This window comes from Deltaproteobacteria bacterium, from assembly GCA_016931625.1.
Taxonomy (GTDB): domain Bacteria; phylum Myxococcota; class XYA12-FULL-58-9; order XYA12-FULL-58-9; family JAFGEK01; genus JAFGEK01.
On record JAFGEK010000080.1, the window covers coordinates 1 to 16,762 of the forward strand.

Genomic DNA, 16,762 nt, shown 5'->3' on the forward strand with positions numbered 1-16,762 from the left:
CCATGACAAACTACTACACCTTGCCCATGTTGATCGCGGACATTTACCCGTGCTTATACTGCGGACATATACCGTATCAGTAACAAAGTTTATTGCAAGTGCTTGTCAGTAACAGATAAAAAATATATTATTGGTTACAACTTAAGCATATCTTACCCACGGGAATATTATTCACTCAAAATATCCGGTCTCACAAAATAAAGTTCTATTATTTACAGATATTTATAAACTTACCTTGCACCACAGTTACGCTCAGCGCTATACAATTAGAATAAACGAACCGTGATTATTGGCTATGAATGCTATGATGAAAACGTTGCGACCTCAAAAACGCCGTTTCCCTCGTGCAAAAGAAAAAATCCCTGTACGATTAACTTTTAGTGACGGCAAACGTGAGTTTTTAGCTACTGCTTATACTGCTGATATTAGTTTAACCGGTGTTTTTTTTGCGGCTGAATTTTTCTTAAAACCCGGTTTAGAACTCAATCTTGAATTTAAAATGCCCAACGACGATCGTACAATTAAAGTACGTGGAGTTATAATTCGTGAGGTTCGGTTTCAAAATAAAGCTAGCGCCGGCTCAATATCAGGCTTTGGTATGCGTTTTATTCACTACTATGCTGATGCTAAAACCGCTTTAGCGACCTCATTTTTAACAGTAGAACTTGGAGATTTTATTGAAGATTATGTGAGCAGAAGAACTAAAAAGCCAACATCAAACAATGAATTGCTGCGCGATGTTATTGTAGCTTGGGAAGTAAGTAAAATGAATCTTGAAGGTACTGAAGCTGAATTTATTAGTGATAAGCTACGCCTTGATAGCGAAGGCCGTATTCGAAGAAAAACAATCATGCCTCCTAATAAAGATAATGAAAAAACCAAAAAAAACACGAAGCGTTAAATTATATAAAATTGATACACAATAGGAATTAATTGTGGTGATAAAACAACATGAATTTCATCCTTTAATCAAAAAGATTATCAGTGATTTTGAGTTAAGAGATAAAAGCTTAGTAATGCCAGAAGTAAAACTTCAATCTTGGGCTGTTAAAATATCAGAACTAAACAAAAAGAATAGAGAACTAATTATAAAACAATTATTTATTGTTGCAATGCGCTTATCTAATGTTTCATTTATTAACTCTGTAACCCAGCAAATCCTTGAGCTTGCAATAATGATATTGGGTAAAGAAAATGCTGTTCAACTGTTTTTGGAATATGAAGATACACTGCAAAAAGCGCAAAATACTTTCGATATAAAACCCGCAATAAAAAATAATAAGTATGGAATTCGTACGCCGAAAGCAAAATTAAAAAAAGAAAAATAGCCTGGTGCCAGCCAGGTATGCGATTAATCAGTTTCTTTTAATTTTAACCATTTTAAATTTTCTGCAATATCTTTTTTGGTTGTACTAAGAAACAAGGCCCGATTAATGCCGCTATAATTAACTGAAACATGTTTTTTCATATAATTAATTTTGTCGAGATTTGCGCAAATGAATTGTAGATAAGTCGTATTATCATCGTATGGTATTTGTGAAAGAATTTGTCTGGCCGCCTTTCTAATAAATTTCTGCTTTTCTCTATTATACTCATTATCGTCATTTAATGTGTCGTCCACAATATTAGTTAATGCATAAATGTCCGACAAAAGTATTGATATATGACTATTTACTCTGTCGATTTTTTTTAATTTTTTTGAATCTTTTGAATCTTCTAAATCCTTTTCTTTATTATATGCTTCAATTGTTAAGGTTAGAATTCTTAAAGTAGACACAATATCAAGTAACTCTTTTGCAAATATCTCTTTTCTTTTTGTTAATATATAACGAGGCTTCATCCATGCGTATAGCATATTAGCAAACTGCATTTCATCTGCAGTGACGTTAATATTCTTGGAGTCATCGGTTTTCGGGGGAAGAACTATAGCGTTCCAGATGAAATCAGTGATGGCTTCTAAATTTAATTCACCATTACCACCAACTATTTCATTATATTTATTAACTAAGAAATCGTTAGCGGCTCTAATATCCCCTGCATTATCAAATATTTTATAGGTTCTGGGACTTGATAAATCGATATTCAATTCTTTTGTCATAATTTAATCTTCCTTCATATTTGTTATTTACTACTATACCTTTTCATATTACTTGATAGTTACAAATATTATCAATATTTAAATGCAAAAATCTATTTTAAAAAACTCGCCGTGCCCCCAAATACGCACGTTGGTAATATTGTTTACTAAAATCAGCGTGGGTAACGCCTTTGGATGAACTTGCATGAACTATTTGCCCATTACCAATATAAATACCAACATGGGTTACTCGACCACGATCAAGGGTATCAAAAAACACTAAGTCCCCGGTTTTTAATTGATTCTTAGAAACAGGAACGCCAATAGTGTATTGGGCTCCTGAGCTACGCGGCAAATTATAAGTAGCACCCTCACGATATACAGATTGTGAAAAACCAGAACAATCAACACCTTTTTTGCTAGCACCACCCCATAGATAAGGAGTACCAAGCCACCCTTTTGTGGCCGCCACGAGTGGTGTTGGCCAGTTTTTAGGGGTATTTACATTGTCTGTTATACTGACTATTTTATCTTGCATTTGTGGCGATGGTGAATCATTCACAGAAGTTTTTGTGGGTTGTTTGCTAGTCGTTTGTATATTTTGATTAGGTTTTTGTTTAACCGGAGTCGTTTTTATTTCTTGTCTTGGTATTATTGGTAATTCATGTGGCTTTTCTTTAAGCTCACTACATATTGCGCCATAACGCTCATAATAAGAACGATTTTTATCATTAACTATGTTATTGTTTGACACCTCTTTATAATCTCGATTTATTTCTTCACTTAAAATACTAAGATTTTTGCGAAATGCAGTAGTTTTAGCGTTCTTTGTATTTATCTGTGCTTCATATTGTGCGGCTTGCCACAAACGATCGCGTAACATTGGCTTCATTAATTCGCGAGTTTCTTTTAACGCTTTTTTTACCTGATGTATTTTGGTCTTTGGAATACTATTTACGGCCAATTTTTCACTCCACCAAGTTACTAACTCTGGGGCGATGTCTTCATCGAAATGCCGTGGGAAATTAAAAGCCATTTCACGTGGACTAGCTTTTGGTTTGTGGCCAGAAAAAGATAAAACCTGGTACAAAACTGCAATAGGCAATGGGACCCAACGATGTACATCATGATAAGCATCATAAGCCGAGTTAATAGCTTGTTTATACTCAATATCATAAAAAATCGCTGCGGCAATAACCGATTTGGCTGCTGTTACCCCTTCATTGCTACCATCTTTTATGGCTTTGCCACCAAATATCAAACGTATTTGCTTCTGCCATTTTTGGCGCTCACTGCTGTTTAAATCATCTCGGTGTTCTATATACTCAATTAACGATTGCTTGCGATTTGCATCACTTGTGACATTTACAGCAAGGGCTGTTGAGTTAAACAATAAGAGGGTAATAACAAAACAAATAGCCAAAATCGTTGAATAGGTGCGCATATATAATTATTAATATAAATTAGAAAAACCCGCAAATTTGCTAACTGTTACATGCAGGTCGTTAGTAAAATCTTAAATTATGTTTTCTTACGGTTCAACGCCAATAGCTTGGCTAATATGCGTATATCCATCAAGTTTCATAAGCATTTTAAGCTCTTGTAAGATATTTAAAATCATAATTGGGCCAGCATAAATCATAGAAGTATAAAGCTCGATTAACGTAGCTCCGGCTTTAATTTTTTCATAAGCATCTTTGCCGCTGGCTACTCCCCCCACTCCAATAATAGTAATTTTTTTATCGGTAAGGCCATACATTCGACGGATTAAGGCTGTTGATACTTTAGTTAAAGGTGGTCCTGATAATCCACCTTTTTCATCATGCCAGCGACTATCTAAATTTGGCATTCTTTGTATCGTGGTATTGCTTATTACTAAGCCGTCAACAGATGATTGCAGCATTGCTCGGGCTATATCTTCACAATCTTGTTCAGCTAAATCAGGAGCAATTTTTACAAACAAAGGTGGTGGTTTTGCTATTTTTCCACGCGCGGTTTGAATGCGTTCAAGTAAAGCCATCAGTGAATCGTAATTTTGTAAATCCCTTAAGCCAGGCGTATTAGGTGAAGAAATATTAATAACAAAAAAGTCGGCGAATTTTGCAGTGGCTTTAATGCCTGAAATATAATCGGCTGCTGCATCATAAGCTGTTTTATTTTTCCCTAAATTTACCCCAACAACCGCTTGAGCCACAGGGTTACCAATTGCCCGAAATCGTCCTAAACGTCCTGTAAAGGCCGCAAGTCCGTTATTGTTGAAACCCATTCTATTAATCACTGCCCGCTCTTTGCGTAAACGAAACATTCGCGGACGTGGATTACCTGGTTGTGCTTGTGGTGTCACTGTACCTACTTCAACAAAACCAAATCCGAGATCGAACAATGGCTCAATAACTTCAGCATCTTTATCAAAACCAGCTGCCATACCTAAAGGGTTGGGCAATTCTTTTTCGAAAACTCGACAAACCAATGCTGGATCTGCGTGGTTTTTTACTTTCGGGGCTAATCCTAAACTTAATGCACGGATGGTTAACTCATGCGCTATTTCAGGAGGAAATAAACGTAAAATTGGGCCATAAAACCTAAATGTATTAATCACGAATATTGGAACTTAAACAAATGCAGCTACTTGGCAAGTGTTTTTTTGTGCTTTATATCACTATTACTATGTCTAAAACTGAGCCAAATTCTTCTTTTGCTGCAATTATGCAAAAATTACCTAAAAAAAACCGATTGCGAGCGTTGGTTATTGATTATGGGCAACTAGCTATTTGGGTTTATCTTTTTATCTTTTTAGTTGTGTTTATAGGTTTTGGAGTTGCTATTCAATTAGGTTTTAAAATTGAAAGTGTAAGCGCCACTGCTGGTACCTGGACCGCAGCGTATATTGCCACCAAGCTTACTTCGCCGTTACGAATTATTGCAACGTTAGCAATAACTCCAGTAATAATGAAAATACGTAAACGCTTAAAATTATCTTCGTCATCAATAAAATAGAACAAATTAGATTGACCTATGATCAATAATCCTTCAAAAACGCTTAAAATCACTATTTTATATAGCAACATTCGAGGGTTAAGACAGTGAACAACAATAGCGTACCCCATAAATGGACTTTAGCTGATTCAATTGAGTTATACGAAGTGCAAACCTGGGGAGCGCCTTATTTTGGTGTTAATGATAAAGGTCATATCATTGTTTATGGTGATAACCCAAATGCTGCTGCTGATCTTAAAGAATTGGTCGATGAAGTCAAACGCCGTGGCATTGGTTTACCGCTACTGCTACGATTTAATAACATTCTTTCACGACGACTAATAGAGCTTAATGAGGCATTTAGATTAGCAATTGCTGAATCAGGATACCAAGGCGAATATCGTGGTGTGTATCCAATTAAAGTAAATCAAGTAGCTAATGTTGTAGAACAGATACTTAAAGTTGGGCAGGTGTATCATTATGGCCTTGAAGCTGGAAGCAAACCTGAACTGTTAGTAGTTATGGCGCTTCTTGATGATGAAGAAGCGCTTATTATCTGTAACGGTTACAAAGACGAAGAATACGTAGAACCAGCGTTATTAGCTAGCAAGCTTGGTCGTAAGGTAATTTTAGTTGTAGAAAAGCTTTCAGAACTTAAGGTAATTGCAAACGTATCAAAACGAGTTGGTGTCAGACCACATATTGGCGTAAGAGTAAAATTATCAACTCGTGGTGCTGGCAAATGGGAATCATCTGGTGGTGACCGATCAAAATTTGGGCTTTCTTCAAGCGAGCTTATGGAAGCCATTAATTTTATGCGCGAGCATGAATTAATAGATTGTTTTGAACTTTTGCATTTTCATCTCGGCTCACAAATTTCAAATATCCGTAACTTTAAATCTGCCTTGCGCGAGGGCGGTCGTTTTTATGTTGAATTATCAAAAATGGGTGCCCCGTTGCATTATTTCGATGTCGGTGGTGGACTTGGTGTTGATTATGACGGTTCCCAAACTAACTTTGATTCTTCCATGAATTATACGCGTCAAGAATACGCTAATGACCTTATCTATGCCATGAAAGAAATGTGTGATACTGGCGGTGTTCCTCACCCAACTATTGTTACTGAATCTGGTAGAGCAGTTGTTGCACATCACTCAGTATTAGTTATTGATGTATTAGGTGTACGTGAATTTGAGAATAAAAGCCTACCTGAAACGCTACCAGAAGGCACATCACAAGTAGTTAAAAACTTGTGGGCAACTTATAAAGAACTCACTCGCAAAAATGTATTAGAAAGTTACCATGATGCTTTAGATTTTAAAGAAGAAAGTTTACAGCTATTCTCTCTTGGTCACTTATCACTTATGCAAAGAGTGCTCGCTGAAAATATTTTCTGGAGTATATGTCATAAAGTTTTAAAAATCCGTAATAGTCTTGAAGATATACCTGAAGATCTCGAATCTCTCGACCGTATGCTATCTGACACATATTATTGCAATTTTTCCATCTTTCAATCTCTTCCTGATTCATGGGCAGTAGATCATCTATTTCCAGTAATGCCTATTCACCGTCTCACTGAAGAACCCACTCGACGCGCAGTATTGGCTGATATTACCTGCGATTCAGATGGCAAACTTGAGCGTTTTATTGACCGTAGAGATATTCGTCATGTTCTTGAATTGCATCCCTGGAAGGGAGAAGATTATTACTTAGGAATATTTTTAGTTGGAGCCTATCAAGAGATTCTTGGTGATTTACATAATCTTTTTGGTAATACCAACGATGTGCAGGTAACTATTCCAGAAAGTGGTGGTTACTTTATTGAGCATGTTGCACCAGGAGACACTGTTACCGAAGTTCTACGTTATGTAAATTACTCTCGCGATGATATAATGGCTCGTATGCGTCGTGCTACTGAATTGGCTTTACGTACTCAACGAATAACTCTTGATGAATCACGCTATTTGTTACGCTCTTTTGAAGATGGACTTTCTGGCTATACCTATTTGGAGCGTGACTAATTGACTATATTATCGAACAGCTATTTACTAATTGATTGCAAATTTGAATACTATTTTTAGTATACTAAATAAATTGCATTTTGCCTTTTTATTAGTTCTGTATTTGTTCAAACCTACCAGTTAGGCATGCCTCTGCAACACGAGAACTATTCACCTTGGCTTTTGCACTAGCGCTCACTAAGCCCATGTGAGAACTTTCAACATGAACTTCAAATTGCACTTGATCACCAGGAAGTACTGGCTTGCGAAAACGGGCTCGATCTATTCCAGTTAAATATACCGCCTTTGAACGTTTATTACGAAGCCCCCAATAAGCAAATGTTTGCGCCATACCTTCTATTAACAATACTCCTGGCACAATCGGTCGTCCTGGAAAATGTCCAGCAAAAAAATCTTCTTCAATACGAAAAGTACGTACTGCAACAACATAATCTTCTTTACAGATCAAAACTTCATCAATAAAAAGAAAAGGTTCTTGATGTGGCAAAATTAATTTTGCTAATGGCAAATTTGAATCCATAATCTCTCTCACAAATTCAGTACAACTTTAAGTATATAGTCCTCCATTAACAGCAATTACTTGTCCAGTTACATATGATGCTGCAGGGGAACATAAAAAAGTTACAACTTTCGCAACTTCTTCAGGAGAACCAAGACGCCTCATCGGGATCTGTTTCACAAGTTTATCAAGGGGTAAATCACGAGTCATTTCAGTTTCAATTAGACCAGGAGAAACCGCATTAACGGTAATACCTCGTGAAGCAACTTCAAGAGCCAAAGCTTTGGTGGCACCAATAATTCCAGCCTTACTTGCAGCATAATTAACTTGGCCAGCGTTCCCACGTTCACCAGATACAGAAGTAAGATTAACAATATGCCCAGACTTTCTACGCATCATATGTCGTAATACTGGACGAGTTACTGAATAAAAACCACCTAAATTAGCATCAATTACTTCAGACCAACTTGCTCTGCTCATAATTGCAAATGGAACATCTCGCGTTAAACCTGCATTGTTGATTAGAGCATAAGGACAACCATGTTCTGTAATCAAGGCTTCAACAGTTTTTTCAGTTTCGGTACCTGCTGAAATATCAAGTTTAGTAACATATGCTTTTCTATTTAGTTCATTTATTTCGTTTTGTACTGATAGAGCCGTATCTCGACGATTTTGATAAGTAATAATTAGATCAAATCCCGCGCGAGCCAAATCAATCGCAATTGCACGTCCAATACCTCTGCTTGCCCCAGTTACTAGCGCCAGTGGCATGTTTATATACCCCTTGCTTAAAAATATTATGAATCTTAGCTAGGGTTTGTCCCTAGCTAAGCAATTGTAAAGCTAATCTAATTTTCATCGTCTCATAGAATAATTAATTGCATATTGCTAGGCCTAGTAACTATAGCTATTAAATTTTATTTTTGTGCCAATAAGTGAAAAAGATTATACCAGTTTTGCCAGTCTTTAAAACTTTATATTAAAAAATGACAATATATAAAAAATAATTAGGCAGCCATATCCTCAAATTTAAGCTCAGAACGTTTAAAAAGTTTTCTCTTAATTGATTCGAGGGCAGAATATACAACTGGTACAACTAAAAGAGTAAGTAAAGTTGAAGTAATTAATCCGCCGATGACAGCAATACCCATTGGCGAACGAAGTTCTGAACCTTCGCCCAGTCCAATCGCAACTGGCAACATCCCAAAAATCATAGCTGCTGTTGTCATTAATATTGGACGTAATCGTGTAACACCTGCCTCAATTAAAGCTTCACGGATGCTAGCACCATCACTACGTTTTTGGTTTGCGCGATCAACTAACAGAATGGCATTTTTAGTAACCAACCCCATAAGCATAATCAAACCAATAAAGGTCATAATGTTCATGCTTTGACCTGTAAGTAGTATTGCACTTAACGCACCAACTAATGATAGCGGCAATGACATCATGATAGTAATAGGGTGCAAAAAACTTTCAAATTGTGCTGAGAGCACCAAATAAATTAATAAAACACCTAGCAGTAAAGCCGAAGTGAGACTAATGAAAGTTTCTTTCATTAATTCGCCTTGACCACCAAAGCTCAATTTTACACTGGATGGAATTACTTTTTTTACAATATCACTAACGATATTTTGAGCATCGCCAAGTACTATATTATCAAGATTACCAAGAATAGTAACCTGACGAATTCTATTTTCGCGTTCTATTTGTGATGGTGCCTCTTCATATGCAGGTTCAACTAGTTCACCAATTTCGATAATCCCACCCATCGGCGTTCTTAATGGAATAGATTGTACTGCACTGCAGTCATGGCGATAACGATCTGGCGCTTTAACCACTACGTTATAACGATCTGAGCCATCACGAAATTGCGAAACTTTAGTGCCATTAATAGCAGTACGAATAGCCATAGCAACTTGTACAGGTGCTAAACCTGCGTCAGCAATTTTATCTCGTTTGAGAGTAAAACCTAGCTGTGGTCTAGTACCACGATCACTAGCGGTTAAATCAACGAATCCTTTGATGTTATTTAAGCTGTTCATTAAATTCTGAGAAGCTTTGCGCAGTTCTTGCATATCCTCACCACGCAATTGAATGTTTAATGGACGCGAAAACATTTCTCCTCCGGCAGAGCCAGCTTGTGCTGCTCGTGAAACGGCCGTGAGTTCTTGCGGAAATTCTTTCGCCAGTTTTTTGCGGATATCAGCTGATATTTCAAGTTGTGAACGTTGTCGTTCTCGAGAATTTACGAGTTTAACAAATACTTTGCCTTCGTTAACCTTTTGGCTTCTGCCAGCACCAACCGTGATTAATTCATGTAAAGCTTCAGGGATACTATGCTTAATCAAACTCGCTATAGCTTCGCCGCGTGCGAATGTTGCATCAATACTAGTGCCCTCTGGCATATAAAAAGCGACATCGATTTCGCTGGTATCCATATTGGACTGAAATTCTATTGGTATATATCGAGATAGCAATAAAGCCGCAATTAATGCCATGACGCCGGTAGCAATAGTTTTAATACTATGATTTAAAACCCAAGAAATTGTGCGTCGATATATTCGATCGATCTCATCGAGGATTGCACCTATCCTTTTAGCTAATTTTCCAGGATTATGATGTTTTAATAAACGTGCAGCAGCCATAGGCGTTAAAGTAAATGACACAAATAATGAAACCAGCACTGCAAAAGCTACGGTGATACCGAATTCATAGAAAAAACGACCTACCATACCTTCAGTAAATGCGACAGGCACAAACACAGCGACAATAGATAGAGTAGTAGCAAAAACTGCTAAACCTATCTCCCCTACACCATCTTTGGCCGCATAAAATGGTGACTTGCCTGCTTCAATGTGACGATAAATATTTTCAATAACAACAATGGCGTCATCAATTAACATACCGATTGATAAAGATAGCGCCAACATAGTCAAATTATTAAGGGTAAAATTCATTGCCCGCATAAAGGCAAAAGTTGCAATTACGCTTGTTGGCAATGCTAGTGCAGAAATAAAAGTAGCACGGCCATCGCGCAAGAAAAACAATATAACCGCTATAGCAAGTAACGCACCAAGTATAAGATCATCACGTACAGCATGAATAGAGTTTTTAGTGAAAGTTGAGCTGTTCTGCGCCACTTGCAGCTTATAGCCATTGGGCAGATCAATCTCTTTATTTGTTACTGCGTCAATAATAGAATCTGATACTGCAACCGTATTAGCGTCTGATTGTTTTAATACTAATAGAGACAAAGCGCGGCTTTTATCATAAGCTGCAATCGTACGAGCTTCTTCGGTGCTATCCGTTACCTGAGCGATATCCGAAATTTTTATTGGAGCGCCTTGTGGACTAGCAACAACAAGGTTCTTAATTTGATCAAGACGAGTTGCTTCGCCATGGGTTTTAACTAGATATTCAATATTTTTACTGGTAATGCGACCGCCTGGAACATCTAGATTGCCATACGATAAAGTGTTTTGCACATCGTTTAAGGTTAAATTGTAAACGCGAAGTCGTTCAGGATCAACAATTACATGAATCTCGCGTGTTTGTTTGCCAATTATATTAACTGTTCCGACACCATTTAACCGCTGAATTTGTGGTTTAACAATTTGGTCAGCTACATAAGTAATACGAGCCATAGAATCTTTAGCAGGAGCTGTAAGAACAAGCGCCACAACAGGTGCAGCACCAATTTCAATTTTTTCAATTACCGGTTGTTCGGCATCAGAAGGTAAATCACTTTGTATCTTAGCAACTTTGTCTCGAACATCTTGAATAGCACGGTCGGCTTTAACTGATAATTCAAATTCAACCATTACCAAGCCATAGCTTTCAACCGCGGTTGCAGAAATCTTTTTTAAACCTGATATCGTAGCTACGGAATCTTCAATGGGTTTAATAACACGATTTTCTACGACTTCAGGATCTGCACCAGGATACTCAACAGAAATTGAAGCAAAAGGGGCTTCAACTTTCGGCATCTGATCAACACCGAGACGAAAATATGATAACAAGCCAAATAAAAGTAATACCACCGACATAATGACGGTAAACACAGGCCTTCGTATAGATACTTCTGAGATTCTCATTAATGTACTCCTGAAGCCATAGATTCTGAATTGGATGTGGCTTCAGTATGCAGTCCTAAAAAGCGTACTCTTGCATAAAGATTGGCAGGAATTAAGCGGTCTTTGTTGTCGACATGTATATATGCTGATAGCGATCTCGTTTCAGGATCAACTACTTCGGGTATGCGATCGACTTTTGCATGACGCTCGATTTTAATTGCTGGCAATTGCACTAGTACTTTCTGATCTACCTTAATCTGTTGCACCATTCTTTCAGGAATATGCACCAAAACTTCGAGGGTGCTAGTGTCAACTAATTGCAAAATTGCGGTTGGAGGCATGGTGGTAATCATCATACCCTCTTCTGCAAATAATTTAGTTACTATTCCTGAAAAAGGAGCTCGTAATGTAGCATCGTATAATGACTGCCGTGCTGCTTTAAGTGCAACTTCGGCTGCTTGTGCTTGTAGTTTTGCCATTATCAAACCTAATTCAGCTTTTTCTATTGATTGGTCAGTAGCGGCGCCCCCTTTAAATAACTCACTAGCACGTTTTAGATCTTGTTCAGCGTTCTGTACTCCAGCTTGGGCTTGTTTAAATGTTACTTCAGCACCTTCTACACGAAGACGAAGATCAATAGTATTTAAAGAGCACAATGGTTGACCAGTCTTTACCCATGTACCCTCACGTGTTTTGATTGAGTCTAATATACCACCAGTTTTCATAGAAAGGCGCGTACTACGGATTGCCGCAGCGACACCAGGTAACTCGAAATCTGTAGAATCTTGCTCATTTTTTTGTTCTGGCAGTGATGCTTTATCAATAATCGCAGGAGCATCATTTGTGGTTTTAGCTGTTTCAGATTCAGATGCTTTTGTTTTATTCGCAGGCGTGAACGTTGCAGCAATAGCAGGGTTACTATCTTGTTGACGGCAAGACATATTGAATGTGATTGCGGCTAAAAAAATCATTGATGGATACTTCATGAAATTTGCCTTCTAGTTTTTTTTAAGTAGCGCCAATATAATCCTTTTGGGCTCTTTAAAAATCTCTGTTGCTATAATTAAGGTTGGAATAGTCCCGCCGCTTTTAATAATCGCAAAGTAGCCAGTTGCGCATTAAGTCGCTCACCAATAGCACCTAATTCTGCGGTAGTTAACTGTGTGGTGGCATCAGTTACATCAAGCTGAGTAGCCACACCGCTTTTGTAATTTACCTCAACCAAATGCATATTTTCGCGTGCCAAAGTGAGTTGTTCACTTGCCTTTTTGGTATTTGCACGGGCACTTTCTAAATCTAATAGACTACGGCGAACATCATCAATAGCTTGTTGTTCAGCGGCACGTGCTGTTGCTCTAGATTCAACAAGATAAGCTTCACTCTCACGCATTGTACATTCACGCAAACCACCATCCCATAACGTCCAGGATGCGCTAATAGTAATCGCCCAACTTTTGGTGCTATCATCAGCGTTAGGATTAGTATCAAATATGGTCCCACCAAAGTTAGCGTATTGATACGAAGCACTACCAATAATACTTGGTAAATACTGTAGCCATGCACTTTTTTGTGCTATGCTGGCTAAATTTTCACCAGCCTTAGCAGCTAAAACATCAAGGCGATTTTCTAACGCAGACTTTTCAAGATTATTCGTTTCGATTTTAACTTCGGGATCATTTGGCTCAACAACTTCAAAATTTCCTTGGCGTTGAATCATTGTAGCTAAGGCAATCTTTGCTGAAACGAGTGCGTTTTCAGCACGCTGTACATCCTGTTCAGCCCGGGCTCGATCTATTTCAGCTCGAATTAAAGCGATACGTGGCATAGTTCCAGCTTTAACACGAGTTGCTGCATCTTTTTCATGAGCTAAAGTTGCCACGAGTAAACGTTGCTGGGCAGCGAGTGCTTGCTTTAAACCAACTGCATTGTAATAAAGTTGTGCAACAGAGAATAAAACTTCTTGTTGCATATTGTTTACATTAAGTTTGGCAACTTTTTCAGAGGCATATGATGACTTAATTGCCGCAAGTAATGGCGGAACAATTAACGCTTGAGTAAGCGCAATTTGTCCAACAAGCTGTTTTTTAGGTTGCAGTACTGTAGTCGCAGCTCCATTTGGGAATAATATATCATTACTTGGAGTACCTGGAATATCAGCATCATTATTTGGCCCATTAGGATTAGTGGCACCTGTAGGTAATGTGCGAATCCAATAGCCGGTAGGCATTGTAGTAAATTGCTCTTCTTTATTTATAGTATACGCAGCACTTGCAGTTATAGTAGGTAAGTAAGCTGCCCATGCTTTACGTGAAATTTCATTTGCTTGTTCAAGCTTTGCTTGAGCAGCTTTAAGATTTAAATTTTTACTTTTTGCTTCAATAAGTGCTTGCTCGTACGTAAGTACTTCGGCATTTTCAGATGCACAAATTGGAAAAAATAATAAACTAAATACCAATATTGAACTCATACTTTCCTCTTTTTAGAAGCACGTGATGAAATGATACGTTCTTCTTTATAGCCAGCTAGCCCATATAAAAGTAAATGAGCTATTTGTTTTGCTGCCTGTTGGGTTGGTTGTGATTTATTCCTATTTTTGGGCCGAGCAAGCAATTGATGCATTAAAACCCATGCGAACATAGTACTCATTACTATTTCTGCCAATGGCAATAGTTCGCACACTTTGCCTAAATTAAATTTAGCTAATCGTTTTGCAAGTTCACTAGCAGTTCCTTTGCTCATTTTTTCAACTACAATATCTGCAATTTCACTATCATGCATACTTTCTGATAAAATTAATCGCAGAACATCAATATGCTCTGGATTGTTGTGAACATTTAAAAATGCATTAACTAACTCAATAATAAATTTTTCAAAATCATGTGTGGATGATACTTCTTGCCATTTTTTAGCGCGTTTACAATCAAAGGAACGCTCTAATACACTAAGTAAAGATGAATCTTTAAACACTCCTAAAAACAATTCGGCCTTACTTTCAAAATGCATATAGATTGCCGCTTTTGATAAACCAGCTAATATAGCAATCTCTTCCATTGTTGTTGCGGCATAACCTTTTTCACTAAAAGCCTTTAAAGCAGCTTGTAAAATTTTTTTACGACGGACTCTAATACGTACGTCTGGTTGTGCTAATTCTGGTTTGCCAAGTGATTCAAATAACTCTTGTTTGTTTTTAAAATGCAAATAAATAGTTCCTGGAGACATTCCTGCTATTCTAGCGATTTCAGCCATTGTGGCCCCAGTAAGCCCTTTAGCAGAAAAGCATACCAATGCCGCAGCTTGAATGCTTTCACGCATTTGCTGATGCCGTTCATTGATTCGTTTATTTTCAAGTAATGAATGAATCATGACTGCCTAGTTAGATATTATTCATTCAATGGATAAATCTGTCAAGAGTATCGCGATTTTTTTGTAATTCATTCATTAAATTGCAATTGCTAATGTAATAAAAACGCTAGTGCCTAAAGTAAGAGTACTTTCGATTTTTAGGCTTCCGCCCATGCTGTTAATTAAACCGCGTGCTACGGTTAACCCCAAGCCGACACCACGCCCAATTTTATTTGTTGTAAAAAATGGTTCAAAAGCATGTTTTAGCGTATTTGCATCCATTCCTGGTCCATCGTCAGCTATAACAACGAATGCATTATTATCTTGTCGCTTAGCTGTTATGTTAACGCATGTACCCTTTTTACTGCGTTGAATAGCTTCAATGCTATTGATTATAATGTTTTTTAATACTGTGATAAGACCTTCACTTTGTCCTAACACCATAAAATCATTACTTACATCGATATATATTTTTATATCCGATGAATTTTGATGGCCTAGCATATTTACACTATCGTTAATAACTTTCATAATTGATACTGGGTAGCTCATAGACTTTTTATCAATGGCACTATGACTACTATCTAGTAATTGCCCAGTAATGGTTGCAATTTTACGAATAGCTTTTTCACAATCATCTAGGCACTCAATGGTGTCATCGGGGATGGTTTTAGATTTATTTATGGCATCTTGGAGATATTCAATATTTCCTAATATTGCTGCTGCTGGATTATTAACTTCATGCGCAACCGATGAGGCTATTCTCCCGATTGTTGCTAAAGCATCAGTTTGTTCTAATGCTTTACGGCTAACTTCAAGAGTTTGAGTGCGTTCTTCGACTAAGGTTTCAAGATGCGTTCTTAATTCGTTAAGTGCATTCGCTTCTTTGCTAAAATGGATAATAATCTCATATGCTACAAAGCCAACTGGTAACATAAGACCAGCATTTAAAAGATATGGAGTAAGCAATAAACCGTATACAACCAATGAATCATTAGTAGCCATCAGCAGCAGTGCCACAATACATAAGGTATGCAACAAGGCACGCGGGTAGCCTCTCTTAATTGCAATAACAAAACGGGTGCCGACATAAACTAAACCGCAAGCTATAGTCAAAAACACTATACCAGCGTAAATAGTTGGTGTCGGAGATTTATATACAAATACTCTATTAGCTATCGCTAATGTACGTATTTCATCGCTAAAAACAAGTCCTGGCAAAAATACAAGCACCGCCGCACTTGCACATAGCAAAACCAATAAATGGCGGATGCGAACTGTATGCTTATGTAACACTGCATCTGCATAATAAGACCATGCAACTACATGCGTAGCCAGAGTCAACAATCCTATTTTTGAAAATATAATAATTATAGTTGATGATTCAACAACCAAATAAATGTAAAACGATATTGCATACAAACCTGCAGACAATGCGACATAAACAAATCGTCGTTGATTATGCCAGCCAGGCGCACGTGTAAATACCAACACTAACAAAGCTACGACAAATGCAAAAGTAGCTGAAATAATAGAAAATAATTGTGGTAGAATCATAAGAGTAATAAAATGTTTTGCTATATGTTACCGTTTTTTCGATTCTGGCACAACTTAATGCGAAATAATATAAATATACCCACAAAAATAATTTTATAAATCTTATTTTAAAAATAATAATTAGTCTAACCAATCAAACGTAATTTTTCAACACTGCTAATAAATTGTTTAATAATTTTATCAATTTCATCACTTGTATTAAAGCGACCAATAC

Annotated in this window: 14 protein-coding genes; 4 read left to right on the forward strand and 10 right to left on the reverse strand. The window is 37.3% G+C overall.

What is annotated here, in order from left to right:
* The first annotated feature begins 304 nt into the window (after nucleotides 1–304).
* Nucleotides 305–901 (forward strand): PilZ domain-containing protein, encoded by a 597-nt coding sequence (locus JW841_07345; GenBank protein MBN1960746.1) that lies wholly within the window; start codon nucleotides 305–307, stop codon nucleotides 899–901.
* Nucleotides 902–935: 34 nt separating this feature from the next.
* A complete protein-coding gene (locus JW841_07350) occupies nucleotides 936–1,328 on the forward strand; it encodes a hypothetical protein (protein ID MBN1960747.1) in 393 nt (130 codons plus the stop codon).
* 23 nt (nucleotides 1,329–1,351) lie between these two features.
* Here JW841_07350 and JW841_07355 read toward each other — a convergent pair whose 3' ends face one another.
* The 3 genes from JW841_07355 to JW841_07365 form a co-directional block, all read right to left on the reverse strand.
* Nucleotides 1,352–2,098: a hypothetical protein gene (locus JW841_07355; GenBank protein ID MBN1960748.1), complete on the reverse strand. Its 747-nt coding sequence runs from the start codon at nucleotides 2,096–2,098 to the stop codon at nucleotides 1,352–1,354.
* A 97-nt stretch (nucleotides 2,099–2,195) separates the two neighbouring features.
* Nucleotides 2,196–3,521, reverse strand: coding sequence for a C40 family peptidase (locus JW841_07360; protein ID MBN1960749.1), 1,326 nt, complete (start codon nucleotides 3,519–3,521; stop codon nucleotides 2,196–2,198).
* An 87-nt stretch (nucleotides 3,522–3,608) separates the two neighbouring features.
* The gene (locus tag JW841_07365; GenBank protein MBN1960750.1) at nucleotides 3,609–4,676 is read right to left on the reverse strand and encodes a quinone-dependent dihydroorotate dehydrogenase; all 1,068 of its coding nucleotides are present in this window, start codon (nucleotides 4,674–4,676) and stop codon (nucleotides 3,609–3,611) included.
* 68 nt (nucleotides 4,677–4,744) lie between these two features.
* On the opposite strand from JW841_07365, the gene JW841_07370 reads away from it, so the two are divergent.
* Together JW841_07370 and speA are read left to right on the forward strand one after the other, a co-directional pair.
* The gene (locus JW841_07370) at nucleotides 4,745–5,074 is read left to right on the forward strand and encodes a hypothetical protein (GenBank protein ID MBN1960751.1); all 330 of its coding nucleotides are present in this window, start codon (nucleotides 4,745–4,747) and stop codon (nucleotides 5,072–5,074) included.
* Nucleotides 5,075–5,160: 86 nt separating this feature from the next.
* Nucleotides 5,161–7,074 carry a biosynthetic arginine decarboxylase gene (speA, locus tag JW841_07375; GenBank protein MBN1960752.1) on the forward strand — a complete coding sequence of 638 codons (1,914 nt, stop codon included), beginning with the start codon at nucleotides 5,161–5,163 and terminating at the stop codon, nucleotides 7,072–7,074.
* 91 nt (nucleotides 7,075–7,165) lie between these two features.
* On the opposite strand, the gene fabZ is transcribed toward speA, so the two are convergent.
* The 7 genes from fabZ to JW841_07410 all read right to left on the reverse strand — a co-directional run bounded on the left by fabZ (nucleotide 7,166) and on the right by JW841_07410 (nucleotide 16,548).
* Nucleotides 7,166–7,594 (reverse strand): 3-hydroxyacyl-ACP dehydratase FabZ, encoded by a 429-nt coding sequence (gene fabZ / locus JW841_07380; GenBank protein MBN1960753.1) that lies wholly within the window; start codon nucleotides 7,592–7,594, stop codon nucleotides 7,166–7,168.
* Nucleotides 7,595–7,621: 27 nt separating this feature from the next.
* Nucleotides 7,622–8,344, reverse strand: coding sequence for a 3-oxoacyl-ACP reductase FabG (fabG, locus tag JW841_07385; protein MBN1960754.1), 723 nt, complete (start codon nucleotides 8,342–8,344; stop codon nucleotides 7,622–7,624).
* Nucleotides 8,345–8,580: 236 nt separating this feature from the next.
* Nucleotides 8,581–11,670 carry an efflux RND transporter permease subunit gene (locus JW841_07390; protein ID MBN1960755.1) on the reverse strand — a complete coding sequence of 1,030 codons (3,090 nt, stop codon included), beginning with the start codon at nucleotides 11,668–11,670 and terminating at the stop codon, nucleotides 8,581–8,583.
* Nucleotides 11,670–12,635 carry an efflux RND transporter periplasmic adaptor subunit gene (locus tag JW841_07395; GenBank protein MBN1960756.1) on the reverse strand — a complete coding sequence of 322 codons (966 nt, stop codon included), beginning with the start codon at nucleotides 12,633–12,635 and terminating at the stop codon, nucleotides 11,670–11,672. The genes JW841_07390 and JW841_07395 overlap by 1 nt, the downstream gene beginning before the upstream one ends.
* A gap of 77 nt (nucleotides 12,636–12,712) precedes the next feature.
* Complete coding sequence (locus JW841_07400) at nucleotides 12,713–14,116, reverse strand: TolC family protein (GenBank protein MBN1960757.1); 1,404 nt, start codon at nucleotides 14,114–14,116, stop codon at nucleotides 12,713–12,715.
* Complete coding sequence (locus JW841_07405) at nucleotides 14,113–15,012, reverse strand: TetR family transcriptional regulator (GenBank protein MBN1960758.1); 900 nt, start codon at nucleotides 15,010–15,012, stop codon at nucleotides 14,113–14,115. The genes JW841_07400 and JW841_07405 overlap by 4 nt, the downstream gene beginning before the upstream one ends.
* 75 nt (nucleotides 15,013–15,087) lie before the next feature.
* The gene (locus tag JW841_07410) at nucleotides 15,088–16,548 is read right to left on the reverse strand and encodes a HAMP domain-containing histidine kinase (protein MBN1960759.1); all 1,461 of its coding nucleotides are present in this window, start codon (nucleotides 16,546–16,548) and stop codon (nucleotides 15,088–15,090) included.
* Between the last annotated feature and the right edge of the window lie 214 nt (nucleotides 16,549–16,762).